Annotated in this window: 26 protein-coding genes; 10 read left to right on the top strand and 16 right to left on the bottom strand. The window is 74.5% G+C overall.

Annotated elements, in window-relative coordinates:
• The first annotated feature begins 42 nt into the window (after positions 1–42).
• Together KLI87_RS35380 and KLI87_RS35375 are read left to right on the top strand one after the other, a co-directional pair.
• The gene (locus tag KLI87_RS35380) at positions 43–618 is read left to right on the top strand and encodes a MarR family winged helix-turn-helix transcriptional regulator (RefSeq protein WP_214620506.1); all 576 of its coding nucleotides are present in this window, start codon (positions 43–45) and stop codon (positions 616–618) included.
• 55 nt (positions 619–673) lie between these two features.
• Positions 674–1,606: a TIGR03619 family F420-dependent LLM class oxidoreductase gene (locus KLI87_RS35375; protein ID WP_156217946.1), complete on the top strand. Its 933-nt coding sequence runs from the start codon at positions 674–676 to the stop codon at positions 1,604–1,606.
• A 62-nt stretch (positions 1,607–1,668) separates the two neighbouring features.
• Here the strand turns inward: KLI87_RS35375 and KLI87_RS35370 are convergent, their stop codons facing one another.
• From KLI87_RS35370 to KLI87_RS35350, 5 genes are all read right to left on the bottom strand, one after another.
• Positions 1,669–2,688 carry a D-alanine--D-alanine ligase family protein gene (locus KLI87_RS35370; protein WP_214620505.1) on the bottom strand — a complete coding sequence of 340 codons (1,020 nt, stop codon included), beginning with the start codon at positions 2,686–2,688 and terminating at the stop codon, positions 1,669–1,671.
• Between the two features lie 14 nt (positions 2,689–2,702).
• Positions 2,703–3,338 carry a M15 family metallopeptidase gene (locus KLI87_RS35365; RefSeq protein WP_156217945.1) on the bottom strand — a complete coding sequence of 212 codons (636 nt, stop codon included), beginning with the start codon at positions 3,336–3,338 and terminating at the stop codon, positions 2,703–2,705.
• A 135-nt stretch (positions 3,339–3,473) separates the two neighbouring features.
• Complete coding sequence (locus tag KLI87_RS35360; RefSeq protein WP_214620504.1) at positions 3,474–4,319, bottom strand: fumarylacetoacetate hydrolase family protein; 846 nt, start codon at positions 4,317–4,319, stop codon at positions 3,474–3,476.
• A 1-nt stretch (position 4,320) separates the two neighbouring features.
• Complete coding sequence (locus KLI87_RS35355) at positions 4,321–5,223, bottom strand: catechol 1,2-dioxygenase (RefSeq protein WP_156217943.1); 903 nt, start codon at positions 5,221–5,223, stop codon at positions 4,321–4,323.
• Positions 5,211–6,665 (bottom strand): aldehyde dehydrogenase, encoded by a 1,455-nt coding sequence (locus tag KLI87_RS35350; protein WP_214620503.1) that lies wholly within the window; start codon positions 6,663–6,665, stop codon positions 5,211–5,213. The genes KLI87_RS35355 and KLI87_RS35350 overlap by 13 nt, the downstream gene beginning before the upstream one ends.
• A gap of 118 nt (positions 6,666–6,783) precedes the next feature.
• Between KLI87_RS35350 and KLI87_RS35345 the strand changes: the two genes are divergently transcribed.
• The 5 genes from KLI87_RS35345 to KLI87_RS35325 all read left to right on the top strand — a co-directional run bounded on the left by KLI87_RS35345 (position 6,784) and on the right by KLI87_RS35325 (position 11,079).
• The gene (locus tag KLI87_RS35345; RefSeq protein ID WP_308166452.1) at positions 6,784–8,268 is read left to right on the top strand and encodes an aldehyde dehydrogenase family protein; all 1,485 of its coding nucleotides are present in this window, start codon (positions 6,784–6,786) and stop codon (positions 8,266–8,268) included.
• Positions 8,265–8,975: a gamma-glutamyl-gamma-aminobutyrate hydrolase family protein gene (locus KLI87_RS35340; protein WP_214620502.1), complete on the top strand. Its 711-nt coding sequence runs from the start codon at positions 8,265–8,267 to the stop codon at positions 8,973–8,975. Before KLI87_RS35345 ends, KLI87_RS35340 begins: the two co-directional genes overlap by 4 nt.
• Positions 8,976–9,065: 90 nt before the next feature.
• On the top strand, positions 9,066–9,239 hold the full coding sequence (locus KLI87_RS35335) for a hypothetical protein (RefSeq protein ID WP_156217941.1): 174 nt from the start codon (positions 9,066–9,068) through the stop codon (positions 9,237–9,239).
• Positions 9,240–9,325: 86 nt separating this feature from the next.
• Positions 9,326–10,447 carry a sensor histidine kinase gene (locus KLI87_RS35330; RefSeq protein WP_214620501.1) on the top strand — a complete coding sequence of 374 codons (1,122 nt, stop codon included), beginning with the start codon at positions 9,326–9,328 and terminating at the stop codon, positions 10,445–10,447.
• Positions 10,444–11,079, top strand: coding sequence for a response regulator transcription factor (locus KLI87_RS35325; RefSeq protein ID WP_214620500.1), 636 nt, complete (start codon positions 10,444–10,446; stop codon positions 11,077–11,079). Before KLI87_RS35330 ends, KLI87_RS35325 begins: the two co-directional genes overlap by 4 nt.
• Here the strand turns inward: KLI87_RS35325 and KLI87_RS35320 are convergent, their stop codons facing one another.
• Together KLI87_RS35320 and KLI87_RS35315 are read right to left on the bottom strand one after the other, a co-directional pair.
• Complete coding sequence (locus KLI87_RS35320) at positions 11,080–11,781, bottom strand: gamma-glutamyl-gamma-aminobutyrate hydrolase family protein (protein WP_214620499.1); 702 nt, start codon at positions 11,779–11,781, stop codon at positions 11,080–11,082.
• 53 nt (positions 11,782–11,834) lie between these two features.
• Positions 11,835–13,280, bottom strand: a complete 1,446-nt coding sequence (locus tag KLI87_RS35315; protein WP_214620498.1) for a carboxyl transferase domain-containing protein — start codon at positions 13,278–13,280, stop codon at positions 11,835–11,837.
• Positions 13,281–13,360: 80 nt separating this feature from the next.
• Here KLI87_RS35315 and KLI87_RS35310 point away from each other — a divergent pair, with 80 nt between their 5' ends.
• Positions 13,361–14,773, top strand: coding sequence for an amidase (locus KLI87_RS35310; protein WP_250904597.1), 1,413 nt, complete (start codon positions 13,361–13,363; stop codon positions 14,771–14,773).
• Between the two features lie 14 nt (positions 14,774–14,787).
• Here the strand turns inward: KLI87_RS35310 and KLI87_RS40690 are convergent, their stop codons facing one another.
• Entirely contained in the window at positions 14,788–16,197 is a 1,410-nt protein-coding gene (locus KLI87_RS40690; protein ID WP_214620497.1) for a cell wall metabolism sensor histidine kinase WalK, read from the bottom strand.
• A 541-nt stretch (positions 16,198–16,738) separates the two neighbouring features.
• Here KLI87_RS40690 and KLI87_RS35300 point away from each other — a divergent pair.
• Positions 16,739–17,935, top strand: coding sequence for a serine/threonine-protein kinase (locus KLI87_RS35300; protein ID WP_156217937.1), 1,197 nt, complete (start codon positions 16,739–16,741; stop codon positions 17,933–17,935).
• Here the strand turns inward: KLI87_RS35300 and KLI87_RS35295 are convergent.
• Positions 17,916–19,034, bottom strand: coding sequence for a PP2C family protein-serine/threonine phosphatase (locus tag KLI87_RS35295; protein WP_156217936.1), 1,119 nt, complete (start codon positions 19,032–19,034; stop codon positions 17,916–17,918). The two genes, KLI87_RS35300 and KLI87_RS35295, sit on opposite strands and share 20 nt — an antisense overlap.
• A 201-nt stretch (positions 19,035–19,235) precedes the next feature.
• Between KLI87_RS35295 and KLI87_RS35290 the strand changes: the two genes are divergently transcribed.
• Positions 19,236–19,484: a hypothetical protein gene (locus KLI87_RS35290; RefSeq protein WP_156217935.1), complete on the top strand. Its 249-nt coding sequence runs from the start codon at positions 19,236–19,238 to the stop codon at positions 19,482–19,484.
• Between the two features lie 28 nt (positions 19,485–19,512).
• On the opposite strand, the gene KLI87_RS35285 is transcribed toward KLI87_RS35290, so the two are convergent.
• From KLI87_RS35285 to KLI87_RS35255, 7 genes are all read right to left on the bottom strand, one after another.
• Positions 19,513–19,989, bottom strand: coding sequence for a ribose-5-phosphate isomerase (locus KLI87_RS35285; RefSeq protein WP_156217934.1), 477 nt, complete (start codon positions 19,987–19,989; stop codon positions 19,513–19,515).
• 89 nt (positions 19,990–20,078) lie between these two features.
• Complete coding sequence (locus tag KLI87_RS35280) at positions 20,079–21,215, bottom strand: hypothetical protein (protein WP_156217933.1); 1,137 nt, start codon at positions 21,213–21,215, stop codon at positions 20,079–20,081.
• Between the two features lie 45 nt (positions 21,216–21,260).
• Complete coding sequence (locus tag KLI87_RS35275) at positions 21,261–22,208, bottom strand: ATP-binding protein (protein WP_214620496.1); 948 nt, start codon at positions 22,206–22,208, stop codon at positions 21,261–21,263.
• 140 nt (positions 22,209–22,348) lie between these two features.
• The gene (locus tag KLI87_RS35270; protein ID WP_214620495.1) at positions 22,349–23,098 is read right to left on the bottom strand and encodes an energy-coupling factor ABC transporter ATP-binding protein; all 750 of its coding nucleotides are present in this window, start codon (positions 23,096–23,098) and stop codon (positions 22,349–22,351) included.
• A 59-nt stretch (positions 23,099–23,157) separates the two neighbouring features.
• On the bottom strand, positions 23,158–23,922 hold the full coding sequence (gene cbiQ / locus KLI87_RS35265; RefSeq protein WP_214620494.1) for a cobalt ECF transporter T component CbiQ: 765 nt from the start codon (positions 23,920–23,922) through the stop codon (positions 23,158–23,160).
• Positions 23,922–24,242, bottom strand: coding sequence for a PDGLE domain-containing protein (locus KLI87_RS35260; protein WP_214620493.1), 321 nt, complete (start codon positions 24,240–24,242; stop codon positions 23,922–23,924). The genes cbiQ and KLI87_RS35260 overlap by 1 nt, the downstream gene beginning before the upstream one ends.
• Positions 24,243–24,263: 21 nt before the next feature.
• On the bottom strand, positions 24,264–24,971 hold the full coding sequence (locus tag KLI87_RS35255) for an energy-coupling factor ABC transporter permease (RefSeq protein ID WP_214620492.1): 708 nt from the start codon (positions 24,969–24,971) through the stop codon (positions 24,264–24,266).
• Positions 24,972–25,013 lie beyond the last annotated feature (42 nt).

Below are 25,013 nucleotides of genomic sequence, written 5' to 3'. Positions count from 1 at the left end.
CCGCGAGTATTCGACTACGCAGGGCTCCAGGGGAGGACGTACGTGACCGGGCATCACACACTGCAAGAGACCGAGCAGGCGATCCAGCGGCGGCTCGGCGACGTGCCCCTGCGCCACGACGCGATGATGGCGGTCTCCAACATCTACCGCGCGGCCGCCGCGATCCGGCAGCACTTCGAGAGTTCGGTGCTGCGCGGCGCCGACCTCACCTGGACCTCGTTCGTCGTGCTCTGGGTGGTGTGGATCTGGGAGGAGATGGAGACCCGCCACGTCGCCGAGGAGGCGGGCATCTCCAAGGGGACGCTCACGGGGGTCGTGAAGACGCTGGAGGGGCGCGGGCTGATCGAGCGCGGCGCGCACGCGCGCGACGGGCGGCTCGTCCTGCTGCGGCTGACCGACAAGGGGCAGGACCTCATGCGGACGCTGTTCCCGGCCTTCAACGCCGAGGAGGCGTTCGTGGTCGAGCGGCTGGACGGGGAGGAGAACCGGGCGCTCGCGCAGACGCTCCGGTCGGTCGTCGAGCACCTGGAGGAGGAGGGCGACGAGCGGCGGGCGGCGCTGCGGGCCGACTCCCCGCCGCCCCCGCCGCGCCGCTCGGGCCGCCGCCCCCGCTCCTGAGGACGGCCGCCGGAGAGCCTTGCCCGGCGATCGTTTGGGCCCGTACGATGACCGGATGACGCCACGCTTCGTACTCGTGCTGAGCGAGAACTGGACGCTGACCACCGGCCGTGACCTGCCCACGCTCGTCCGCTGGGCGCGGGAGGCCGAGGACGCGGGGTTCGACGCCGTGATGGTCAGCGAGCACGTCGTCCTCGGCCCGGACGCGGGCGCGGACGGCGTGATGGGCAACCCGCGCGAGTACGCGCTGCCCGGCAACCAGGACCCGTTCACGCCCTGGCCCGGCTCGCTGATGCTGCTCGGCGCCATCGCCTCGGTCACCACCCGGATCCGGCTGGCCGCCGCCGCGATCCTCGCCCCGCTCAGGCACCCGCTCGCGCTCGCCCGCGACATCGGCACGCTCGACCTGCTGTCGGAGGGGCGGCTCGTCGTCCAGCCGACGGTGAGCTGGAGCCGGGACGAGTACGCGGCGATGCAGGTCCCCTTCACCAAGCGCGGCGCCATCCTCGACGAGCAGCTGGAGATCTGGGACCTGCTCTGGCGCGGCTCCCCCGTCTCCTACAGCGGCGAGCACTTCTCCTTCGAGGATGTCTACTTCGAGCCGCGCGCCTACCGCCCGGACGGGCCGCGCATGTGGTTCGGCGGCCAGCACCTGCACCCGAGGCTCCTGGACCGGATCGTGAAGTACGCCCACGGCTTCCACCCGCTGGGCCGTCCGACGCCGGAGGAGCTGGAGACGCTCTCCGCCGCGATGTCGGCCGCCGGGCGCGACCTCGCCGACCTGGAGCGGATCGGCGGCTGCCGCCCGGTGTTCCCCGACGACCACTCGGTCTCGCCGCTCGCACCGGCGCTGGAGAGCATCCCCGAGCAGGTCGCGCAGGGGTTCACGACGTTCTGCATCAAGCCGTCCCAGTTCACCGACGACCCCGACGGGGTCGGCGCCTTCTGCCGCGAGGTCGTGAAGCGCACCGACGCGCTCATGTCCTGAGACGGGTCCTGGGACGGGGCGTACAGGTACGAGGCGGGGCGTCCCGGGGACGCCCCGCCGCCTCACACGCTCAGGACCGGGTGCGCAGGGCTGGGCACGGTCGCGGCGTCGACCATGCGCGCGACCAGCTCCTCGTAGGACAGCCCGGCGGCGGCGAACATCCTCGGCACCTGGGACTCGGCGGTCATCCCCGGCATCGTGTTGATCTCGTTGAGCACGGGCCCCTGGTCGGTGAGGAAGAAGTCGACGCGGGCGAGGCCCGCGCAGCCGAGGGCGTCGAACATCCGTACCGCCGCGCCGGTCAGGGCCTCCCGCTCCGCGTCGGAGATCTCGGCGGGCACGGAGAAGCGGGCGGAGCCGTCGTACTTGGTCTCGGTGTCGAACAGCCCGTCGGTGTGGATCTCCAGCGGCGGCGCCGCCCAGCGGCGGCCGCCCGCCTCCCGCAGCACGGCCAGATCGATCTCCCGGCCCGCGACGAGGCGCTCGACCAGGATCCGGTCGTCGTAGCGGGCCGCCTCGCGCAGCGCCTCGCGGAGGCCGGCCGCGTCGCGGGCCAGGGCGACGCCGTGGCTCGACCCGGCCGAGGCAGGCTTGACCACCACGGGGACCTCGAACTCGATGTCCGCGATGTCCGCCGCGTCCACCAGCCGGGCGGGGGCGGTGCGGATCCCGACGGCGTCGGCGACGAGCTTGGTCGTCCACTTGTCCATGCCGACCGCGCCGGCGCGCAGGCCCGAGCCCACCATCGGCGTGTGGGCCAGCGCGCACAGCGCCGCCAGCGTCCCGTCCTCGCCGCACGGGCCGTGGACCGCGGGGAAGACGGCGTCGGCGCGCTCCATCAGGCCCAGCGCCGCCGCCACCGAGCCGGCGGCCCGCGCCCCGAGCACCTCCGTGCCGCGCCGCCACGTCCCGTCGCGGTCGATGGTCAGCTCGTCGACGTCGAACCCGCCGCGGCGGAGCGCCCCCGCGATCCCCGCCGCCGTGGCCAGCGACACCTCGTGCTCGGCGTTCTCCCCGCCGCCGATCACCGCGACCCGCCGCGCCATCCGCCGCTCCCCGTTCACCCGGTGCTCCCTGATCATTCCGACACTCCCTTTCACGCCGCCGGTCCCGCGGTCGCGTTCATGTACGGTGGGCGGCCGCCGTCGGGACGCGGCGCGCGGCGCCAGGGCTCGTCGCCGTGGGTGCGGCGCGGCCACCGCGCGGCGGCCGGGCTCGGCAGCCGGACGGGCGCGACCGTGCGGTACTCGAAGTGCCACCACTCGTTGTCGTAGATGCGGTAGAGGCCGTACCGCCAGCCGTGCCGTTCGAGCCACAGCGCGCCCTCGGTGGGGCGGACGTCGAGGGCGAGCCCCCGCACATGGCCGGACTCCTCCGGCGGCAGCACCCGGAGCCGCGCGGCGGCCACCGAGCCGGTGCGCGCCACCTCCGCGGCGAAGATCCGGTGCTGCTCCGCCGGGTCGCGGTATCCGGAGGTGAGGCCGATCAGCTGCTTGTCGCGCCAGAACGCCTCGGCCCGCGCGTGGGTGAACGCCGCGAGCGTCTGCGGCGCCAGCCCGCGCAGGTCCTCGGCCGGGAAGCGCAGGGCCAGGGCCCATTGGCAGGCCGTGAAGCGGGCGCGGCCCGGTGCGCGGCAGAAGGCGACCGGGACCAGCGACACGGCGACGAGCCGGGTGAGGGACGCGAGGACACGCGCCTTGATCGCCAGAGGTGGATTCGCGCTGCGGTGCATGCCTCCACTGAAGACGGAAGGCTGTTGCCACGGCGTATGCGGGAAACGATAAGTCCGCGATACACGGAGGCGCCCCTCCCGGACGGCCGTCCGGAAGGGGCGCGGGGGCGCTGAGGGCGTCTGGGAGGAAGCCTGTCAGCGGCGGGGGGCGCGGATGCCCCGGAACTCCCAGTCGCCGCCGAACGTGGTCGATATGACCTCCTCGGACTCGGTCGGCTGCGCGCCGCAGTCGTCCCGGATCGGGACGGGACCGGCGACGATGTGGTTGCGGAGCCGTCCGAGGCCCTCGGCCTCGACCTCGACGACGTCGCCCGGCTGGACGGGCCGCGAGTTGGCCGGGGTGCCCGACAGCAGCACGTCCCCGGGGTAGAGGGTGATCGTGCGGGCGATGTCGGCGACGAGGTAGTGCATGTCCCACTCCATCTCGTCGGTGCTGCCGTCCTGCACCAGCTCGCCGTTGACGTAAGTGCGCAGGTACTTGCCGTGGAAGTCCCAGCCGGTGACGAGGCCGGGGCCGAGCGGGCACAGCGTGTCCGAGCCCTTGACCCGCAGCATCGACCCGGCGTCGGTGTCGCGGAAGTCGTGCAGGCCGTAGTCGTTGGCGACGGTGTAGCCCGCGATGTACTCGCCCGCCTCCTTCGGCGACACGTTGCGCGCCGTCCGGCCGATGACGATCGCGATCTCGCCCTCGTAGTTGAGGTACTTGCACCGCTCCGGGCGGACGACCGCGCCGCCGTGCGCGTTCAGCGCCGAGATCGGCTTGTGGAAGAACGTGGGCGCGGGCGGCAGGCTGGTCTGGAACTCCTCCACGCGGCTGCGGTGGTTGAGGTGCACCGCGATGACCTTGGACGGCTCGCACGGCGGCAGGTGCACGGCCTCGTCGGCGCGGACGCGGCGCCCGTCCGCGCCGACCAGCTCCTCGCCGTCCCGCACGACCTGGGTCGCGGCGCCGTCGAGGAGGATCCTCCGGTATTCGGTCACGTCAACTGGTCCATCCATGCTCGGGGCGGTCGAACCAGATGTGCACCTGGCCGGTACCGACGGAGTTCTCGTACTCGCTGTAGAGGCGGCCGGGGGCCGTGCAGGCGTGCTCCCCGAGCGCCCCGATCATCATGAGGTAGTGGCCGAAGCGGGCCTCGGGCTTGAACTTGAGGAACTCCGGCATGGTGTCCAGGACGCGGGCGTGGTCGCCCGCCTCAAGCCAGCCGATGCGCTCCTCGTCGGCCGCGCGGGCCTCGGGGGTGAAGATGTGCTCCGGTCCGGCCGCCTCGTGGTCGCGGATCACGCGCAGCGGCCAGAACGTGTGCGACAGCGCGCCCGACGCGATCAGCAGCACGCGGCGGTCCACGGCCGCGATCGCGTCGCCGAGGGCGCGGCCGAGGCGCAGGAAGTCCTCGGTGTCGGCGGTCTGGCACACGCCGATCGAGATCCACCGGCGGCCGGGGTCGCCCAGGTAGGGGTCGTCGCGGACGCCGAGGTGCGTCCACAGGTTGACGGTCGCGTAGTAGATCGGCAGGTACGGGTCGTCGATCGGGGTGATGTAGGTCCCGTGCTTGCCGGCGTAGTCGGCGACGGCGCGGGCCAGCTCGGGGTCGCCCGGGAAGTCGTAGGGCATGCGGGACATGCCCCGCGGCAGCTCCTCGGAGGTGTAGAGCCCCGCGCGCCGGTCGTGCGCCGTGGTGACGAACTCGACGGTCGTGGCCCAGTGCGAGTCCAGGACGACGACGGTGTCGTAGTCGTCGCGCTCGAAGACGTCCGCGCGCAGCCGCTTCAGGCCCGGGACGAGCGTGGTGTCCTCGCCGTGGTTCAGCTCGCGCCGCGTCACCTCGGGGAGCACGATCGTCGGGACGTGCGCGAGCAGCCCCGCGCCGACTACCTCGCCCATGGCGCCGTCACCGTGTTCTTGAGGTCGCAGTAGAAGTCGAAGCTCCAGTCGCCGCCCTCGCGTCCCACGCCGGACTGCCGGGCGCCGCCGAACGGCGCCTTCAGGTCGCGGACGAAGAAGCAGTTCACCCAGACCGTCCCGGCCACGAGCCGCTCGGTGACGCGCCGCGCGCGCTCCCGGTCGCCCGTCGCGAGCGTCGCGGCGAGGCCGAATCGGGTGCCGTTCGCCATCGCGACGGCCTGCTCCTCGGTGTCGAAGGTCTGGAGCGTCAGGACGGGCCCGAAGACCTCCTCGGTGAGGATCTCCGCGCCCTCCGGGGCGTCCGCGAAGAGGGTCGGGCGGTAGTACAGGCCGCCCAGGTCCTCGTTGGGGCCGCCGCCGATCAGCGCGCGGGCGCCCGCGTCCTTGGCGCGCCGGACGAAGCCGTCGACGCGCTCCAGGTGGCGGCGGTGGATCTGCGGGCCGATATCGGTCGCCTCGTCGCGCGGGTCGCCCTGCGTGAGCCGGCCCGCCTTCTCCAGGAACCGCCGGGTGAACTCCTCGGCGATCGAGGACTCCACGAGCAGCCGCGTCGCGGCGAGGCAGACCTGCCCGGCGTTGTCGTACTGCTCCACGGCGAGGTCGACGGCGAGGTCGAGGTCGGCGTCCGCGAAGACGATCAGCGGCGACTTGCCGCCCAGCTCCAGCGACAGCGGCGTCAGGTTGGGGGCCGCCGCGGCGGCGATCGTCCGCGCGGTCGGCACCGAGCCGGTGAAGCTGATCCGCCTGACGTCGGGGTGCGCGGTCAGCGGGCCGCCGACCTCGGCGCCGTAGCCTTGGACGACGTTGAACACCCCGTCCGGCAGCCCGGCCTCGGCCGCGATGTCGGCGAGGAGGGAGGCGGTCAGCGGCGTCCACTCGGCGGGCTTGAGCACGACCGTGTTCCCGGCCGCCAGCGCGGGCGCGATCTTCCAGGTGGCCAGCATCAGCGGGGCGTTCCACGGGGTGATCAGCGCGCAGACGCCCGCCGGGTCCCAGCTGACGTGGTTGGTGTGGCCGCGCGTCTCGAAGTCGTCGTGGCCGAGGTTCAGCAGCCAGTCGGCGAAGAACCGGAAGTTGTGGGCGACCCGGGGCATGACGCCGCGCCGGTGGGAGCGGATCAGCGCGCCGTTGTCGGCGGTCTCGACCTGCGCCAGCTCCTCGATCCGCTTCTCGACGCCGTCGGCGACCGCGTGCAGGATCCGCGCCCGCTCCTCCCGGCTCGTCCGGGACCAGGAGGGGAAGGCCCGGTGCGCGGCGGCCACCGCCGCCTCCGCCTCCGCGGCCCCGCCGCGCGCGATCTCGGCGATCGGCCGCTCGTCGATCGGCGAGACGTCGGTGAACGTCGCGCCGCCCCCGGCGGGGACGCGCTCACCTCCGATCCAGTGCCCGGTATCGACGGCGACGCCCGCGACTGTTGCCATCGCTGTGCACCTCCAGTTTGTTTGGTCCCAAATAATCTAGGAAGCGGGGATGGCGGCGGTCAACCCGCCGACGCTAATGTTTGGGTTCAAACGAACATTAGCGCGAGGAGGGGCCTCCGTGACCGACGTCCCGTACGAGGAGTGGCGCAGCCGTGCCGCCGGGCTCGTCCCCCACACCGGACACCACATCGACGGCGCGTTCGTCGACGGCCCGGGGAGCTTTCCCGTCGTCTCCCCGCGCGACGGGCGGACGATCGCGCACGTCGCCTCCGCCGACGCCGCCCGCGCCGGGGACGCCGTCGCCGCCGCCCGCGGCGCCTTCGACCTCGGCCCCTGGCCGCGCCTCGCGCCCGCCGAGCGCAAGGCCGCGATGCTGCGCTGGGCCGATCTCGTCGAGCGGGACCGCGAGAGCCTCGCGCTCCTGGTCAGCCTGGAGATGGGCAAGCCGATCAAGGACACCTTCGGGATCGAGCTGCGCGCCCTGATCAACTGCCTGCGCTGGTACGCCGAGGCCGCCGACAAGCAGCTGGACGAGTCGCCCCGCACGTCCGGCTCGTCGCTCGCGCTGATCACCCGGGAGCCGGCGGGCGTGGTGGCGGCGGTCGTCCCGTGGAACTTCCCGCTGACGATGGCGGCCTGGAAGATCGCCCCGGCGCTCGCCGCGGGCTGCACGGTCGTGCTGAAGCCCGCCGAGGAGTCGCCGCTGTCGGCGCTGCACCTGGCCGCGCTCGCCGCCGAGGCGGGGTTCCCGCCGGGGGTGTTCAACGTCGTCAACGGGCCGGGCGAGGTCGCCGGGCGCGCCCTCGGCGAGCACCCCGGCGTGGACGTGCTGGCCTTCACCGGCTCCACCGAGGTCGGCCGGCACTTCCTGCGCTACGCGGCCGGGTCCAACCTGAAGCGCGTCTGGCTGGAGCTGGGCGGCAAGTCCCCCAACATCATCCTGCCGGACGCCCCGGACCTGGACGCCGCCGCCGACACCGCCGCCTGGGGCATCTTCTTCAACGCCGGGGAGATGTGCAGCGCCCCGTCCCGGCTGCTCGTCCACCGCTCGGTCGCGGACCGGGTGCTCGACCGGATCACGGCCCGCGCCGAGTCGCTGCGCGTCGGCGACCCGCTCGACCCGGCCACCGAGATGGGGCCGCTCGTCTCGGCCGCCCACCGGGGCCGGGTGGCCTCGCACGTCGAGGCCGCGCTCGGCTCGGGCGCCCGGCTGCGCGCCGGCGGCGGCGCCCTGCCCGAGGGCGACGGCTTCTACCTCGCGCCGACGGTCTTCGACCGGGTCAAGCCGTCGATGCCGGTGGCGCGCGACGAGATCTTCGGGCCGGTCCTCGCCGTGCTGGAGTTCGACGAGGTGGAGGAGGCGCTCGCGATCGCCAACGACAGCGACTACGGGCTCGCCGCCGCCGTGTGGACGTCGGACCTGTCCACCGCGCACCGGGTGTCGCGCGCCCTGCGCGCGGGGACGGTCTGGGTCAACTGCTACGAGGAGGGCGACATGAGCGTGCCCTTCGGCGGCGTGAAGCAGTCCGGCCACGGCCGCGACAAGTCGCTGCACGCGCTCGACAAGTACACCGACCTCAAGACCACCTGGATCGAGCTGTGACCGCCGCCAGGCCCCTCATCGCGATCCCGGCCCGGTTCTCGGCGGGCGCCTCCGCCCTGCGGTACGCGGCGGAGGTCGCGGCGCGGGCGCTGGTGGAGGCCGTCCACCGGGCGGGCGGCGAGCCGTTCGTCATGCACCCGGCCGCGCCGTTCGAGGCGTCCCGGCTGGCGCGCTGCGACGGCGTGCTGCTGCCGGGCGGCGGCGACCTCCACCCCCGGCACTACGGGGCCACGTCCGAGCACGAGACCCTCTACGACGTGGACGACCTCCAGGACGAGTTCGACCTGGCGCTCGCGTCCCACGTCCTGGAGAGCGGGCTGCCCACGCTCGCGGTCTGCCGGGGGTTCCAGGTCGTGAACGCGGTGCTCGGCGGCACGCTCGACCAGCACATGGAGCGCGACCACCGCCACCACGTCCACCCCGTGGCCGTCTCCCCCGGCACCCTGCTGGCCAAGACCCTCGACGCCGAGGAGACGGTCGCCTCCTGCTACCACCACCAGGCGGTCGCGACGCTGGCCCCGGGCCTCCGGCCGACCGCCCGGTCCGCGGACGGGACGATCGAGGCCGCCGAACTCGCCGAACCCTCCGGCGGGTGGTTCCTCGCCGTCCAGTGGCATCCGGAGGACACCGCCGCGACCGACCGCGCGCAGCAGTCCCTTTTCGCCGCGTTGGTCCGGGCGGCGAGCGGGGGCCGCCACGCACTGTAAGGGTTTGCCACGATGCGGTGCGTAGCGAATTCCTGACAGAATGTAACGCAAGAAAGGCGAGATAAACCCCAAGACAGGACACCTAACGTTATGGCGGACAAGGCCGGGCTGTGCAGGGGCTTCAAGATCATGCTGGGCGCGGTCCTGGCGGGCGTCGCGGCGACGGCCCTGGTGGCGCTCGTCCCGCGCGGTGGGCGCCACCGCCGGGGCTCGCGCCGCCGCACGGCACCGGGCCCGGCGCCGGTGCCGGCCCTGGCCCGCTGACCCGGCAGGGAACGACTCGCCTTCGTCATCGCCGTACGACTTTCTATGGATGACCGCCTTTCGGCACCGCTATAGCGTGAGCGTCCATGAGGGCGGTGAACCTGGCGGTGGCGCTCGGCGTCGCCGTGAGCACCGCGTCCGGCGACCTCGGCGTCGGACGCTCGCTCGGCGAGCACACGATCGCCCGCCTCGACCCGCCGCTCTGGCTCGCGGTGCCCCTCGGCCTGCTGGTCGGCGCCGCGCTGCTCCGGAGCCGCCGTCCCGAGGTGCCGCTCGCGCTCGCCCTCCTGGCCTGGACGACGCTCGCCGCGTTCGTCGCCGTCATGGTCGCGCAGTACCGGCTCGCGGAGCGGACGCGGTCCCGGCGCCGGACCGCCGCCGCGACCCTGGTCGCGGCGCTCGTCCTCGGCGTACCGCTCTGGCGCCTCGGCGGCCCGGACGCGGCGGCGCCGCTGACCGCCGCGATCTGCCTGGCCCCCGCGCTGCTCGGCCTCTACGTCGGGACCCGGCGCGAGCTGATCGCCCGCGTCCGGGAGCGCGCCGACCGCCTCGAACGCGAGCAGCACCGGCGCGTCCGGCAGGCCCGCGCCGACGAGCGCGCCCGGATCGCCCGGGACATGCACGACGTCGTCACCCACCGGGTGTCGCTCATGGTGCTGAACGCCACCGCCCTGGAGGCCGCCGAGGGGCGCGACGCCGTCGCGGCGGGCCGCCGGATCGGGGACATCGGACGCGAGGCCCTCGGCGAACTCCGCTCGCTGGTCGAGGTCCTGCGCGCCGACGGCGAGGCGCCGCTGGCGCCGCAGCCCGGCCTCGCCGACCTGGCCGCCCTGATCTCCGACACGCGCCGCCTCGGCACGCCGGTCAGATTCGAGGCGGTGGCCGAGCCGGGGTCCGCGCCGTCGGCGCTCGTCGAGCACGCCGTCTACCGGGTCGTGCAGGAGGCGCTGACCAACGCCCACAAGCACGCCCGCGGCGCGGGCGTCGAGGTGCGCGTCGTTCAGAGGCCCGGCGTCCTGCGTCTGCGCGTCGCCAACGGCGCGAGCCCGCAGGCGGCGCGCGGCGGCGGACCGCCGGGCGGCGGCATCCCCGATGGCGGGTTCGGCCTGCTGGGGATCGCGGAGCGGATCCGGCTCCTCGGCGGGGAGCTGACCACCGGCGCCACGCCGCAGGGCGGTTTCGAGGTCAGGGCCGAGGTGCCGCTGTGATCCGGGTGCTGATCGTGGACGACGAGTGGATGGTCCGGGCCATGCTCCGCACCATCATGGAGACCGCGCCCGACATGACCGTGGTGGGCGAGGCCGCCGACGGCGGCGAGGCGGTCGAGCGGGCCGCCGCCCACCGTCCGGACGTCGTCCTGATGGACATCCGCTTGCCCCGCCACGACGGCCTGACCGCCACCAGGCGGCTCGCGGGCCGCCACCGCGTCGTGGTCCTGACCACCTTCGACCTGGACGACTACGTCCGGACGGCGCTCGCCGACGGCGCGGTCGGGTTCCTGCTGAAGGACGCCACGGCGCAGGAGATGCTCACCGCCGTCCGCAGCGCCGCCCGCGGCGACGCGATGCTCTCCCCCAAGATCACACGGCGGCTGCTCCGCGACCTCGCCGGCACCGGGCGCTCCGAGGCGCGGAGCCGGCTGGACGTCCTCACCCCCAAGGAGCGCGAGGTGCTCGCCGCGGTCGGCGGCGGGCTCTCCAACACCGAGGTCGCGGCCCGGCTGGCGATGAGCGAGGCGACCGCGAAGACCCACGTCAGCCGGATCCTCGCCAAGCTCTCCCTCGGCAACCGGGTCCAGGCCGCGATCCTCGCGCACCGCGCCGGCCTCCTCGACCCCTGATCAGACGGTGGCCACCTTGGTGAGGAAGGCGTCCACGAGGGCGTGGGTGCGGGCGGCGGAGGCGGCCTCGGTCCGGCGGACCTCGGCCAGGACGGCGCCGGGGTCGACGCCCTCGGCGCGCATGTGCGCGTCCCCGCCGTTGACCAGCCACGACTCCAGCTCGGCGGCGGTGATCTCCGGGTGGAACTGGAGGCCAAGCGAGCGTCCGAGGACGAAGGCCTGGGAACCGGCGGCCGAGCGGGCGATCTCGACGGCGCCGGGCGGCAGCGTCCAGCGGTCGTAGTGGAACTGGAACCAGGGGCCCGGCCCGACCAGCGACGGGTCGTCGGTCTCGACCTCCACCCAGCCCATCTCCGGACGCGGCGCGCGTTCGACGGTACCGCCGAGCGCCGCGGCGAGCGCCTGTCCGCCGAAGCAGATGCCGAGGACCGGGACGCCCGCCGCGTGCGCCTTGCCGAGCATGGCCAGCTCGGGCGCCACCCAGGAGGCGACGACCGCGTCGTTGACCGACCACGGGGAGCCCATGGGGATGATCAGGTCCCACGCGAGCGGGTCGGGGAACTCGAAGTCCACGCCCGGGGCGTGGTGGAGGTCGGCGGGGACGATCAGGCGCTCTTCGAGGTCCCAGCCGTGCTCGGTCAGGCGCTCGCCCACCGGGCCGGGGATCGACAGGTGGTCGTGGTGGATGAGCAGGGCGCGCACGGAACCTCCTTGGAACGTTGACCTCAAATCGTACGTACCCAAACGAAATATGGTCAACGGCGGCGGGCCAGGCGGGCGGCGGGCGTGCCGGGGGCGAGGCCCGACAGCCCGCGCTCGACCGCCCGCGCGGCGCGGCGGCAGAACGCGGCCGGTTCGGCGGAGGCGTCGGGGCGCTCGTCGACGATCGCGTCCACGATGCCGTCGCGGAGCAGGTCCGCCGCGCGGACGCCCTGGTCGGCGGCCAGTTCGGCGGCGCGGTCCGGGGTGCGGTGGACGATCACCGACGCGCCCTCGGGCGGCAGCGGGGCGAGCCAGGCGTGCCGGGCGGCGAGCACGCGGTCGGCCGGGAGGAGGGCCAGCGCGGCGCCGCCGGCGCCCTCGCCCAGCAGGAGGCTCAGCGTGGGAGCGGGAAGGGTGACGATCTCGGCGAGGCAGCGGGCGATCTCACCGCCCAGACCGCCCTCCTCGGCCTCGGCCGACAGGGCGGCGCCGGGGGTGTCCACGACCGTGACCAGCGGCAGCGCGAGTTCGGCGGCCAGGCGCATGCCCCGGCGGGCGACGCGCAGACCGGCGGGCCCGAGAGGGTGGCCGCCGCGCTGGCCCGCGCGGTCCTGGGCGACCAGGACGCAGGGCGCGGCGCCGAAGCGGGCCAGGGCGAGGACGAGGCCCGGCGCCGCGTCGGCCGTGCCCGAGAGCGGGGTGACCAGGGTCGCGCCGTGGTGGATCAGGTCGCGCGCACCCGGACGGTTCGGGGCCCGCGACCGGACGACCGAGTCCCACACGGGATCGTCCGCGACCGCGGACGGCGGCTCCGGCACCTCGGCGGCGGGCGGCCTCGCGCACAGGACGTCCAGGACGCGGGACACGGCGTCCGCCAGGCCGTCGACGCCGACCACGACGTCCAGCAGGCCCTTCGCGGCGAGGTTCTCGGCGACCTGGACCCCCGCCGGGAACGGCTCGCCGCGCAGCCCCTCGTGGACGCGCGGGCCGAGGAAGCCGATCAGCGCGCCCGGTTCGGCGGAGGTCATGTGGCCGAGGGAGCCCCACGACGCGAACACGCCGCCGGTGGTGGGGTGGCGCAGGTGGACGAGGTAGGGCAGCCCGGCGGCGCGGTGCGCCATGACGGCGGCGGTGATCCGCGCCATCTCCACGAACGCCGCCGTGCCCTCCTGCATGCGCGTCCCGCCGGAGCACGGCGCCGCGAGCAGCGGGAGGCGCTCGGCGGTGGCGCGCTCGACGGCGGCGACGATCCGGTCGGCGGTGGCGCGGCCGATCGAGCCCGCGAGGAAGCGGAACTCCGACACGACGAACGCGACGCGGCGCCCCCGCAGGAGGCCCGCGCCGGTGAGCACGGACTCGTCGCAGCCGCTGCGCGCGCGGGCGGCGGCGAGCTCCTCGCTCTCGCCCGCGCCGATCGGGGCGTCCCAGGACGTCCATCCGCCGTCCAGGACGCGGCGCAGCAGCTCGCGCGCGCCCGGCCGCTCGGCCGTCCCGGTCACGCGGCCTCCTCCCTCGCCTTGTGCGGCGCCCTCCCTGCATGATGACCTCGTAGAACACGCCGCGCCGGGAGGGGAACGCCTTGTCGCCAGAGATCCACTTCGCCTCGGCCCGTGAACTGGCACGCCGCGTCCGGGACCGGGAGCTGTCGGCGCGGGAGGTCGTGCAGGCCCATCTCGACCGGATCGAGGCGGTGAACCCGCAGGTCAACGCCGTGGTCACGGTGGAGGCCGAGCGGGCGCTCCGGGAGGCCGCGCGGGCCGACGAGCGGCTGGCGGCGGGCGCCGAGCCCGGCCCCCTGCACGGGCTGCCGGTCGCGCACAAGGACACCCACGCCACCGCAGGGATCAGGACGACGTCCGGGTCGCCGGTCTTCGCCGACCACGTGCCCGACACCGACGAGCTGGTGATCGAGCGGATGCGGGCCGCCGGGGCGATCGCGGTCGGCAAGACGAACGTGCCGGAGTTCGCGGCCGGTTCGCACACGTTCAACACGCTCTTCGGCGTCACCCGCAACCCCTACGACCTGTCGCGGTCGGCGGGCGGGAGCAGCGGCGGCGCGGCGGCGGCGCTCGCCTGCGGGATGCATCCGCTCGCGGACGGCAGCGACATGGGCGGCTCGCTGCGCAACCCCGCCTCGTTCTGCAACGTCGTGGGGTTCCGGCCCTCGCCGGGCCGCGTGCCGGCGTGGCCGGTCCCGGCGGGCTGGGCGACGATGGGCGTGCAGGGCCCGATGGCGCGCGAGGTCGCCGACGTCGCGCTGCTGCTGTCGGTGCTCGCCGGCCCCGACCCGCGCAGCCCGATCGCGCTCGACACGCCCGGCGGGACGTTCGCCGCGCCGCTGGCGCGCGACCCCGCGGGCCTGCGGCTGGCCTGGTCGCCCGACCTCGGCGGGATGGTCCCGGTCGACCCGGCGGTCACCGGCGTCCTGGAACCCGCGGTGAAGGTCTTCACCGACCTCGGCTGCGCCGTCGAGGAGGCGTGCCCCGACCTCTCCGGCGCGGACGAGGTGTTCCGCACGCTGCGGGCCTGGCAGTGGGAGCTGTCGCTCGGCCCGCTGCTGGACGCGCGCCCGGACGACATCAAGCCGTCGCTCCGGGAGAACATCGCCGCCGGGCGCGCCCTGTCCGGCGCCGACGTCGGGCGGGCGGAGGTGCTGCACACGGCGCTGTTCCACCGCGTCCGCGCGTTCTTCGAGCGCTACGACGCCCTGCTGCTGCCGGTCAGCCAGGTCCCGCCGTTCGAGGCGTCGCTGGAGTACCCGGGCGAGGTCGCCGGGCGGCCCATGCCCGACTACCTGGAGTGGATGCGCTCCTGCTTCCTCGTCTCGGCGACCGGCTGCCCCGCGCTGTCGGTGCCCGCCGGGTTCACCTCCGGCGGGCTGCCGGTCGGCCTCCAGATCGTCGGCCCGCACCGCGCCGACCTCGCCGTCCTGCGGATCGGGCACGCCTTCGAGCAGGCCACCGGGCACGGCCTCCGCCGCCCTCCGCTGTGAGCCCGCGCCGGGGGTCATGACGCCAGCGGGAGCCGGAGGACCAGCCGGGCACCGCCGTGCGCGGCGTTCGTGGCACCGCCGGTGCCGGTGATGCCGCCGCCCTCGGCGACGAGGCTGCCGCCGTGCGCGTGGGCGATGTCGCGGGAGATCGTCAGGCCGAGGCCGGTGCCGCCGCGGTCGCGCCGGCGCCCCTCGGCGAGGCGGTGGAAGCGTCGGAAGACGCGCTCGCGGTCCTCGGGCGGGATGCCCGCGCCGTCGTCGGCGACCACCAGCACCGCGTCCCCCCGCTCGGAGGCCACGCTCACGCGGACGCGGGAGCGGGCGTGCCGCTCGGCGTTGTCGAGCAGGTTCGTCAGCACCCGGACGAGGTGGTCGCCGGTGACCCAGACGACGACGCCCTCCTGGAGGTCGGTCTCGACCGGGACCCGCCGCGGCCGACGCGCCACCTCGTCTCGGACCAGCCCGCCGAGGTCCACCCGCTCCCGTCCGGCGGGGACGCCCGCGCCCAGCCGGGCCAGGATCAGCAGGTCCGTGACGATGCCCTGGAGCCGGTCGGCGTCGGCCAGCGCGGACCGCGCGACCGCCGGCCAGTCCTCGTCCCCGGGATGCTCCAGCGCCACCTCCAACTGGGCGCGCAGGCCGGTGAGGGGGCTGCGCAGCTCGTGCGAGACGTCCGCGACGAACGCGCGCTGGCGGAGCAGGACGTCCTCCAGCCGGTGGAGCGTCAGGTTCACCGAGCGGGCCAGGTCGGAGACCTCGTCGACCGGGTCCGGGACGGTCACCCGGCGCTCGCCCTCGCCGCCCTCGATGTCGGTGATGTCGGCCAGCTCCGCGCTCATCACCCGCACCGGGCTCAGCGCCCGCCGCACCGACAGCGCGACGATCCACGCCACGGCCGCCGTCGCGAGCAGCACCGCCGCCGCGAGCGCCGCGACGAAGAACCGCCTGTTGCGGGTCAGCTCGGTGATCGGGGCGCCCGCGTGCACGGTCCGGAACCCGTAGGGGCTGGACGTCCGCTCGCTGACCACGTACACGTCGGCGGACACGCCCGGCACGTGCACGGTGTGCACCTCGGGCCGCCCGGAGGCGGGCGGGCGCGGCACGTCCAGCGCGCCGCGGCCGCGCAGCGCCTCGCTGGAGGCGAGCACACGGCCCCGGTCGTCCACGACCTGGAGGAGGGGGAAGTCGGCGTCCTGGACCGCCAGCATGCCGCGCGGGTCCTCGTTGCGGACGATCGTGACCACGTCGGCGGCGGCCAGCACCCCGCGGGCGCGCAGATCCTGGAGCACGGTGTGCCGGACGGCCTGGTAGAACACGGCCACGCCGGCGATCAGCAGCAGCGCGACGATCACCGTCGCGGTGACGGTCACCCGTGTCCGCACCGACCAGCACGAGGGCGACAGCCCGTCCGCGACGATCCGCACTCCGGCGCCCTCCCCTGCCCGTCGCGCGTCGGGGGACCTGCGCAAAAGTGGTTCTTGCCCGGCGGCGGCCCGTGAAACCTCGGGCGGACCGAGGTCGCCGGTGACCGGGACAGGCCGTGCCGCACCATCCCGGTCACCCGGCGGGTCCCCGCCGTAAGAGCGCCCCGAACAGCGGGGACGGCGAGCGCGGAACTCGCGATCTCCATCGTGGTGGCTATCTCCTACTAAGTCAATAGGTTATGTCGGGAAACCGTCCGGAGAGGGGCTGGAAAGCTCGATGTCCGCGCGAGTCGGCTCCTCCCACCCCTGGGGTGCCGATCCGCGCGGACATCGTTCTCGGTGCCGCCAGCCGCCTGGTCCACCCGCGGACCGGCCTTCGCTGCGGAACGCCTCCCACTCTGCACCCCGCGGATGCACTGGGAGCCACATCGACGTGACGAACGCGTTTCCTCTGTTCGTGCAGGAAGGCGCCATACTTTGCCGACAAACGGGGAGAGACGGGTCGGAGGGGCGCCAGATACACCGGATTCAGGATTTCCTCATGGACGGAGACATCCGACCGCTCGAACCCGCGGACCCGCGCGAGGTCGGCGGGCACCGCCTGCTCGGCCGGCTCGGCTCGGGCGGCATGGGCACCGTCTACCTCGGGACCGACCCGGTGTCGGGGGGACGCGTCGCGGTCAAGACCATCCACCCGCATCTGGCGGGCGACCCGTCCTACCGCCGCCGGTTCCGCGACGAGGCGGCGCTCGCGGGCCGCGTCGCCTCGTTCTGCACCGCGCGGGTCCTCGCGCACGGCGAGGAGGACGGTCGGCCCTACCTCGTCACCGACTACGTCGGCGGCGTGTCGCTGCACCACCGGCTCGGCGGGGACGGCCCGCTGCCGCCCGCCGACCTGCACGGCGTGGCCGTGGGCGTGGCCTCGGCGCTGGCGGCGATCCACGCCGCCGGGCTCGTGCACCGCGACCTCAAGCCCGGCAACGTGATGCTGACGCTGTCCGGCTGCCGCGTCATCGACTTCGGCATCGCGCGCAGCGTCGCGCGCGGCCCCGCCTCACACGGCTCCAACCCGCACGGCTCCACCTCGCTCGGCCCCACCTCGCACGGGGGTAGCTCGCGCGGGCCGGGTGCACGCGGTCAGCGACCGCCCGCGGAGCGGTCGCACGGGCAGGACCCGCCCGGCCGCACCGCCGCCAACGGCAGGGTGTTCGGCACGCCGGGCTGGATGGCGCCCGAGGTGCTGCGCGGCGGGCCCGCGACCCCGGCCGCCGACATCTTCGCCTGGGGCTGCCTCATCGCCCACGCGGGCACCGGGCGGCTCCCCTTCGGCGACGACCTCGCCGCGACCCGGGGCGCGCTCGGCGAACCCGACCTCGCGGGGCTTCCCGACGCGCTGCTGCCCTGCGTCCGCGCGGCGCTGGCGAGGGATCCGCGCGACCGCCCGTCCGCGCCCGACCTCCTGCTGGCCCTGGTCGAGCAGGGAGGTGACGGCGGGCGCGCGGCGGGCACGGAGAACAGGGCCGGTCTCTGGAGGGAGGGTGGCGCCCCGCGCCGACCGGAGCAGCCGAACGAGCCCGGCAGCGCGACGAAGGCGTTCACACCGATGGGGCTGAGCGTGGCGGAGTTCCTGTCGTCCTCGCGCACACGGCTGCTGGCCGGGGCGGGGACGATCCTGGTCGGCGCGGTCGTCCTCGGCAGGATCGGCGCCCGGCACGGGGTCAGGGGCGCCAGACGATGACGAGCGCGCAGTCGTCGTCGCGGGCCGCCGCCATCGTCTCCACCAGCTCCTTCGCGCCCTGGCCGAACCCGCGCGGGACGAGCCGCTCCGCCTCGCCGAGCAGGCGGTCGATCCCGGCGTCCAGGTCGCTGCCGGGCGACTCGACCAGGCCGTCGGTGTAGAGCAGGAGCGCGTCGCCGCGTCCGAGCTGCCCGCTCTCGGGCACGCAGCGCAGGTCGGGGACGACGCCGAGCACGACGCCCTTGGCGGGGCTCACCTTCCACTCCCCCGTCGCCGCGTCGAACTGGACGGCGGGCGGGTGCCCGGCCGACTCCACGACGTACTCGCCGGTCTTCAGGTCGACGACGACGTGCACCGCCGTGACGAACCCCTCCTCCCACCGCTGGCGTTGCAGATAGCCGTTGCAGGCGGGCAGGAAGCGATCAGGTTGGATCGATCCAAGCAGGCCACCGAACGCGCCGGACAGCATCAGCGCCCGCGTACCGGCGTCGGTCCCCTTCCCGGAGACGTCGACCAGCGCGACCTCCAGCTTCGAGCCGTCGCAGGTGGAGACGACGAAGTCGCCGCCGAAGGAGGAGCCGCCCGCCTGGAGCATCACGACCTGCGAGGCCCAGCCGCCCGGCAGCTCGGGCATCTCGCTCTGGCGGCGCAGCCGGTCGCGCAGCTCCAGCAGCATCGAGTCGCCGCGCAGGCCCTGCACGCCGAGCTGCTGCCGGGTCCGCGCCAGCGTCAGCGCGAGCACCGTCGTGATCGCCAGCGTCGCGATCATGCCGGGGCCGATCGCCGCGATGTCGTGCCAGGCGTCGTAGGACACCATCGCCACGACCACCACCAGCAGCGCGACGAGGCTGCGCACCCGCAGCAGCAGGCCGCCGCCGAGCACGATCAGCACCAGCGCGCCGGACGGCGCCAGCCCGCGGGTGTCGGTCGCCGCCGTCACGCCGATCACGATCGCGAGGACGGCGAGCGCGGCGAACACGTACCGCTCCCTGGTCAGCCGCCCTCTGCGGAGCCACCGGTACAGCGCCACCAGCAGCGGGATCCTGCGCAGGACGGCGCGCACTCCCGGCGGCATGAGGTGCACCAGTCGTTGAAGCATGACTCCGGCACTGTACCGAGCATCGGCGGCGGCGGTCGCCCATCCGCGCCAGGGGTGCCTGCTTGCAGCGCTCCAGCCACGTGACTTCGACCACCCGGTGACATCGAAGGTCTTGCCTGATCCGGGGGCGGTGTGTCCAATGGGCGGGGCGGGATCGTTCCCCCCGGACGGTTCTTCGGACGTGCGGCGAGGAGGCGGCGGATGAGTCAGCCGGGCATGCGGATCACGCTGGACGCGGCGATGCGGGCGCGGGACGTCTCACCGCCGCTGCCGGAGGGTGAGGATTCACTGGCGGCCGCGCCACCGGGTTCTGGCGCCGCCGCGCGGCCGGGTGAGCCCGCGCGGCGCGCGAACGCCTCCAGGACCACGAAGGCCGCCAAGAACGAGCGGCGCCGCCTCGGCAAGCGCGGCGGCACCGGTCGCAGACCGTCACCGGAGCCGGGCGCCTGAGGCCGGTGCTCGGGATCCGGCGCCCGGGTCAGGCCCCGGACGTCTCCGGCGGCAGCTCGCCCGTGGTCTCGAACTCGCTGAGCATCGTGATGCGGCGGGTGTGCCGGTCCTCCTGCGAGTAGGGCGTCTCCAGGAACACCTCGACGAACCGGGTCGCGGTCTCGGCGTCGTGCTGCCGCGCGCCGAGGCTGATGACGTTCGCGTCGTTGTGCTGGCGGGCGAGCCTCGCGATCTCCTCGTTCCAGACCAGGGCCGCGCGGACGCCCTTCACCTTGTTCGCCGCGATCGCCTCGCCGTTGCCCGACCCGCCCAGCACGATGCCGAGCGTCCCCGGCTCGGCCGCGGTCCGCTGGGCGGCGCGCAGCACGAACGGGGGGTAGTCGTCGACGGCGTCGTACTCGAACGCGCCGCAGTCGACGGGCTCGTGCCCGTTCGCCTTCAGCCAGGAGACGAGGTGCTCCTTCAGCTCGTAACCGGCGTGGTCGGTGCCAAGAAAGACGCGCATGCGCCCGATTCTCGCAGGCGGGCGGGGACGGCGCGCGCCCGGGTCACCCCGTCATCGGGTCACCCGTCATCAGGTCACCGGTCATCAGTTCACCGGGGCGGGGGGAGCGTGTCGTCTCCGGGCCTGCCGTCGAGCATCGTCTCCTCCGCCGGGCCCTTCGGCGGCGCGTCCTCGCTCGGCGGCGCGGCCTCGGGCTCCTCGTCGCCGACGGTCTCGTCCCCGGGGCGCTCGGCGGCGGCCTCGTCCGCGGGAGGGGTCGGCGGCGGGACGGCCGGTACCGGCGCCTGCGCGGGCTGCCGGGGCACGGGCGGCTGCGCGGGCGGCTGCGGGACGGGGCCGCCCGGGTACTGCCCGCCCTGCGGCGGGACGGGCGCGGCGCCCCACTGCGGCTGCTGGGGGCCGCCCGGCGGCACGTAGGGGACGGCGGCCGGGTGCTGCGGAGGAAGCCCCTGGCCGCCCTGCGCCTGCGGCGGCACCATCGGCTGCTGCTGCATCTGCCCGGGGTGCCCCGGATACATCTGCCCCGGCTGGCCGGGGGCCTGCTGCATCTGCCCGGGGTACATCTGGCCCGGCTGCATCGGGGCGCCCGGCTGCATGTGGCCGCCCTGCGGGATCGGGCCGCCGGGGGGCAGGGCGCCGGCGGGCGGCAGCGGGCCGCCGAGGTGCGGGGCCGCGTGCGCCATCTGCCGGGCGAGGCGCTCCTCCGGCGTGCGGGTGACCATGAAGGCGGCCAGCGCGCCGAGCCCGGCCAGCCAGCCGAACATCAGGCCGAAGCTCGCCCCGTCGCCCACGAGGCTCCACAGGGCCCGGCTCATCGGCTGGCCGGACATGTCCAGGCTCCAGTGCAGGAGGGGTCCGGCGACGAAACCGGACAGCCCGCCCGCGGCGACCGTGGCCCACCATCCGCCGATGACCACGCCGAACGCGCCGCGGCGCGGATCGACCGCCCGGACCGCGGCGAGCGCGAACAGGGCCAGCAGGGCGAAGAACACCAGCAGGCTGAAGTCGAGCGCGAGGATGAACTTGGCGGGGAAGTGCTGCTCACCGCCGGTGAGACGCCACTGCGGGTACTGCGACCAGCTGACGAGCGGCCCGATCCCCTTCTGGAAGTCGAAGTCGCTCTCGCGGGTCGCGTCGACCACCCACTGGTTGTCGAACAGCAGGGCGAGCAGGAGCACGGGCGCGAGCGCGCCGCCCGCCATCACGAACATCCGCCGCGTCGTCATGGCGGGCAGGTTAGTGAAGATCTCCGTCCGCCGGTAGGGCCCTCATCACCGCGCGTACGCGACGGGGAACCGGAACCCGGGATCGACCTGCTTCTCCAGGTCCTCGCCCACCGCGCGGTTCGCCCAGCTCCGCGCGTTCTTGACGTGGAACTCGACGGCCTGCCGCTGGAAGGCGTCCCAGTCCTTGGCGCGGGCGTCCACCTCGGCGAGCATCAGGTCGAGGGCGCTCTCGTTGCGCTCCTCCAGCACGACGCCGCTGCGCCCCTGGTCCAGCGCCCGGACGGCCGAGGACTGGCCGACGTAGGTGAGCAGGTCGTCGCCGACGTGGGCGCGCAGGTAGGCGATGTCCTCGTCGTCCTGCACCTTGTTGCCGACGACGCGGATGGCGACGTCGTAGTCGCGGGCGTGGTCGGTGTACTGGCGGTAGACGCCGACGCCCTTGCGGGTGGGCTCGGCCACCAGGAACATCAGGTCGAACCGCGTGAACAGGCCGGACGCGAACGTGTCGGCCCCGGCGGTCATGTCCACCACGACGTACTCGCCGGGCTCGTCGACCAGGTGGTTGAGGTAGAGCTCGACCGCGCCGGTCTTGGAGTGGTAGCAGGCCACGCCGAGGTCGTCGTCGTTGAAGGGGCCGGTGGCCAGCAGCGTGATGCCGTCCACCTCGTGGCCGAGCGCGTGCACGGGGTCGTCGCCGCGCAGCCGCAGCAGCCGCGACCCGGCGCCGGGCGGCGTCGTCTTGACCATCGCGGCGGTGGAGGTGATCCGCGGGTTGTCACCGCGCAGATGGTCCTTGATGGCGTCCAGGTGGTCACCGAGGGCCGGGACCCGGGCGGCGCGCTCCTCGTCGAGCCCGAGCGCCACGCCGAGGTGCTGGTTGATGTCGGCGTCGATGGCCACGACCGGCAGCCCGCGCCGGGCCAGGTGCCGCACGAACAGCGACGACAGGGTCGTCTTGCCGCTGCCGCCCTTGCCGACGAACGCAACCTTCACGAATGCCTCAATTCGGAGATGAAAACCGTTGCCACTTTCAATGTCGGCACGAGTGTGGCAAGCCTCGGGGGCGCGCGCAAGCAGAAACCCCGAACCGAAAATTCACCCCATGTGAACGCGCCCGTCGCCGGCGCCGCGCCTCAGCGGAGGGCGGCGGCGGGGTCGAAGCCGAACGGCAGCTCCAGCCGGTGCGCCCGGAGCAGGTCGGCGTCGGTGAGCAGGTCGCGGGTGGGCGCGTCGGCGGCGATCACGCCGCCGGACAGGATCACCGAGCGCGGGCACAGCTCCGCCGCGTAGGGGAGGTCGTGCGTGACCATAAGGACGGTCACGTCCAGGCCCAGCAGGATCTCGGCCAGCTCGCGGCGGCTGGCCGGGTCGAGGTTGGAGGACGGCTCGTCCAGGACGAGGATCTCCGGTTCCATCGCCAGGACCGTGGCCACCGCGACGCGGCGGCGCTGGCCGAAGCTGAGGTGCTGCGGCGGGCGGTCGGCGACGTGCGCCATGCCGACCCGGGTCAGCGCGTCGTGCACGCGGGCGTCGAGTTCGGCGCCGCGCAGGCCGAGGTTGACGGGGCCGAACGCGACGTCCTCGCGGACGGTCGGCATGAAGAGCTGGTCGTCGGGGTCCTGGAAGACGATGCCGACGCGGCGCCGGATCTCCCGCAGCGACGCCCGGTCCTTCGGGTCGACCGCGAGGCCGCCGACGCGCACCTCGCCGAGGCCGCCGTGCAGGATGCCGTTCAGGTGCAGGACGAGCGTGGTCTTGCCCGCGCCGTTGGGCCCGAGCAGCGCGACGCGCTCGCCGCGTCCGATCGTCACGTCCACGCCGAAGAGGGCCTGCGTGCCGTCCGGATAGGCGTAGGCGAGGCCCCGCACCTCAAGTGAGGGCACCTCAAGGGAAGGCACCTCAGGCGAGGACGCGTCGGGCGGTGGGCCTTGCGGCGTGGAGGTCATGACAGCATCCAAGCGGCCGCGGTCACCAGGGCGGCGGCCAGGGGGAGCGCGGCGGCGGCCGTCCACTGCGCGGAGGTCGCGCCCACGTCGTACAGGGCGGGCATCCGGCCGTCGTAGCCCCGGCTCACCATGGCCAGGTGGACGCGCTCGCCCCGCTCGTAGGAGCGCAGGAACAGCGCCCCGACCGACTTGGCGAGCACGCGGGTCGCCCGCAGGTCGCGCGCCTCGAACCCGCGCGAGGCCCGCGCGACCCGCATCCGGCCCAGCTCGGCCGTGACGACGTCGCCGTACCGGAGCATGAACGTGGCGATCTGCGTGATCAGCTGCGGCATCCGGAGCCGCTCGATGCCGAGCAGCAGCAGCCGGGGCTCGGTGGTCGCGGCGAGCAGGATGGACGCGACGACGCCGAGGCTCCCCTTGGCGAGGACGTTCCAGGCGCCCCACAGCCCGCTCTCGCTGAGCCGCAGCCCGAGCACGGTGACCTTCTCGCCGTTCGCCACGAACGGCATCAGGAACGCGAACGCGACGAACGGCAGCTCGATGACGATCCGCCGCGCGATCGTGCCGAACGGCACCCGGGCCGTGGCGGCGACGGCCGCGAGCAGCACCGCGTACGCGCCGAAGGCCCACAGCCGCTCCCGCGGCGTCGCCACCACCAGCAGCACGAACGCCAGCACGGCGACGATCTTGCACTGCGGCGGCAGCCGGTGCACCGGCGACGCGCGCGGGACGTAGAGGCGGTGGGCGTGCCCAGCGCCCACTAGGAGGCGTCCCGGGACGGGCCGGAGGAGGGCTCGCGGCGCCGCATCACCCAGAACAGGCCGCCGCCGGCGAGCAGCACGACGCCGACGCCGATCACCCCCGCGAGGCCGCCGGACAGCCGGGCGTCGCCGACCCCCTTGACCCCGTAGTCGCCGAGCGGGGAGTCCTTGAGGGAGTGGTCCTTCTCCTTGGAGTCGATGCCCTTGTCGGCGGCGACCTTCTCTAGGCCGTCGGGGCTGGAGCTGGCGTAGTAGCTCACCACCCCGGCGAGCACGAGCGAGACGAGCAGGAACCCGACGAAGAAGCGCTTGATGTTCATGGTCCTCCTTCAGGTCCGGGCTCAGGCGCGGGACGGCTCGGCCGAGCCGTCGGCGCCGGCGGGCCGCAGCTGGAGCGGCTTGATCATGTCGCGCGCCCCGTACACGAGGTCGGGGCGGACGGCGAGGACGCTGGAGACCGTCACGGCGGTGATCAGCGCCTCGCCGATGCCGATCAGCACGTGCACGCCGATCATCGCGGCGGCGACCTTGCCCACCGACACGTCGGTGGTGCCGCCGGCGGCGTAGATCAGCGTGAACGCGACGGCGGCGGCCGGGACCGAGACCACGGCGGCCGCGAAGGACGCCCCGGCGACGAAGGCCCGGGTCTTCGGCAGCACCCGCAGCAGCACCCGGAACAGCCCGTACCCGACCAGGACCGTGGCCAGCGCCATCGTGGTGATGTTGACGCCGAGCGCGGTGAGGCCGCCGTCCGCGAACAGCAGCCCCTGCATGAGCAGGACGACCGAGACGCAGAGCACGCCGGTGTAGGGGCCGACCAGGATGGCCGCGAGCGTGCCGCCGAGCAGGTGCCCGCTGGTCCCCGAGGCGACGGGGAAGTTGAGCATCTGCGCGGCGAACACGAACGCGGCGGTCAGCCCCGCGAGCGGGGCGGTGCGGTCGTCCAGCTCGCGCCGGGCGCCGCGCAGCGCCACTCCGACCCCCGCCACCGCGACCGCGCCCGCCGCGATCGAGACCGGAGCATTGATGAACCCGTCCGGTACGTGCACGTCCCTCACCGTCCTACCTGTTACTGGCTGTAGGACCAGTTT

The organism is Actinomadura sp. NEAU-AAG7, assembly GCF_018603865.1.
GTDB classification, from domain to species: domain Bacteria; phylum Actinomycetota; class Actinomycetes; order Streptosporangiales; family Streptosporangiaceae; genus Spirillospora; species Spirillospora litoris.
Note: the sequence above shows the minus strand (reverse complement) of the source record. Positions and strands in the feature narration are given on the sequence as shown.

Bases quoted from the DNA above. Each gene is read 5' to 3' on its own strand.
- KLI87_RS35375 (WP_156217946.1), top strand. From the start codon at position 674: ATGACGCCACGCTTCGTACTCGTGCTGAGCGAGAACTGGACGCTGACC.
- KLI87_RS35370 (WP_214620505.1), bottom strand. From the start codon at position 2,688: ATGATCAGGGAGCACCGGGTGAACGGGGAGCGGCGGATGGCGCGGCGG.
- KLI87_RS35365 (WP_156217945.1), bottom strand. From the start codon at position 3,338: ATGCACCGCAGCGCGAATCCACCTCTGGCGATCAAGGCGCGTGTCCTC.
- KLI87_RS35355 (WP_156217943.1), bottom strand. From the start codon at position 5,223: ATGGGCGAGGTAGTCGGCGCGGGGCTGCTCGCGCACGTCCCGACGATC.
- KLI87_RS35350 (WP_214620503.1), bottom strand. From the start codon at position 6,665: ATGGCAACAGTCGCGGGCGTCGCCGTCGATACCGGGCACTGGATCGGA.
- KLI87_RS35335 (WP_156217941.1), top strand. From the start codon at position 9,066: ATGGCGGACAAGGCCGGGCTGTGCAGGGGCTTCAAGATCATGCTGGGC.
- KLI87_RS35330 (WP_214620501.1), top strand. From the start codon at position 9,326: ATGAGGGCGGTGAACCTGGCGGTGGCGCTCGGCGTCGCCGTGAGCACC.
- KLI87_RS35300 (WP_156217937.1), top strand. From the start codon at position 16,739: ATGGACGGAGACATCCGACCGCTCGAACCCGCGGACCCGCGCGAGGTC.
- KLI87_RS35295 (WP_156217936.1), bottom strand. From the start codon at position 19,034: ATGCTTCAACGACTGGTGCACCTCATGCCGCCGGGAGTGCGCGCCGTC.
- KLI87_RS35290 (WP_156217935.1), top strand. From the start codon at position 19,236: ATGAGTCAGCCGGGCATGCGGATCACGCTGGACGCGGCGATGCGGGCG.
- KLI87_RS35285 (WP_156217934.1), bottom strand. From the start codon at position 19,989: ATGCGCGTCTTTCTTGGCACCGACCACGCCGGTTACGAGCTGAAGGAG.
- KLI87_RS35280 (WP_156217933.1), bottom strand. From the start codon at position 21,215: ATGACGACGCGGCGGATGTTCGTGATGGCGGGCGGCGCGCTCGCGCCC.
- KLI87_RS35260 (WP_214620493.1), bottom strand. From the start codon at position 24,242: ATGAACATCAAGCGCTTCTTCGTCGGGTTCCTGCTCGTCTCGCTCGTG.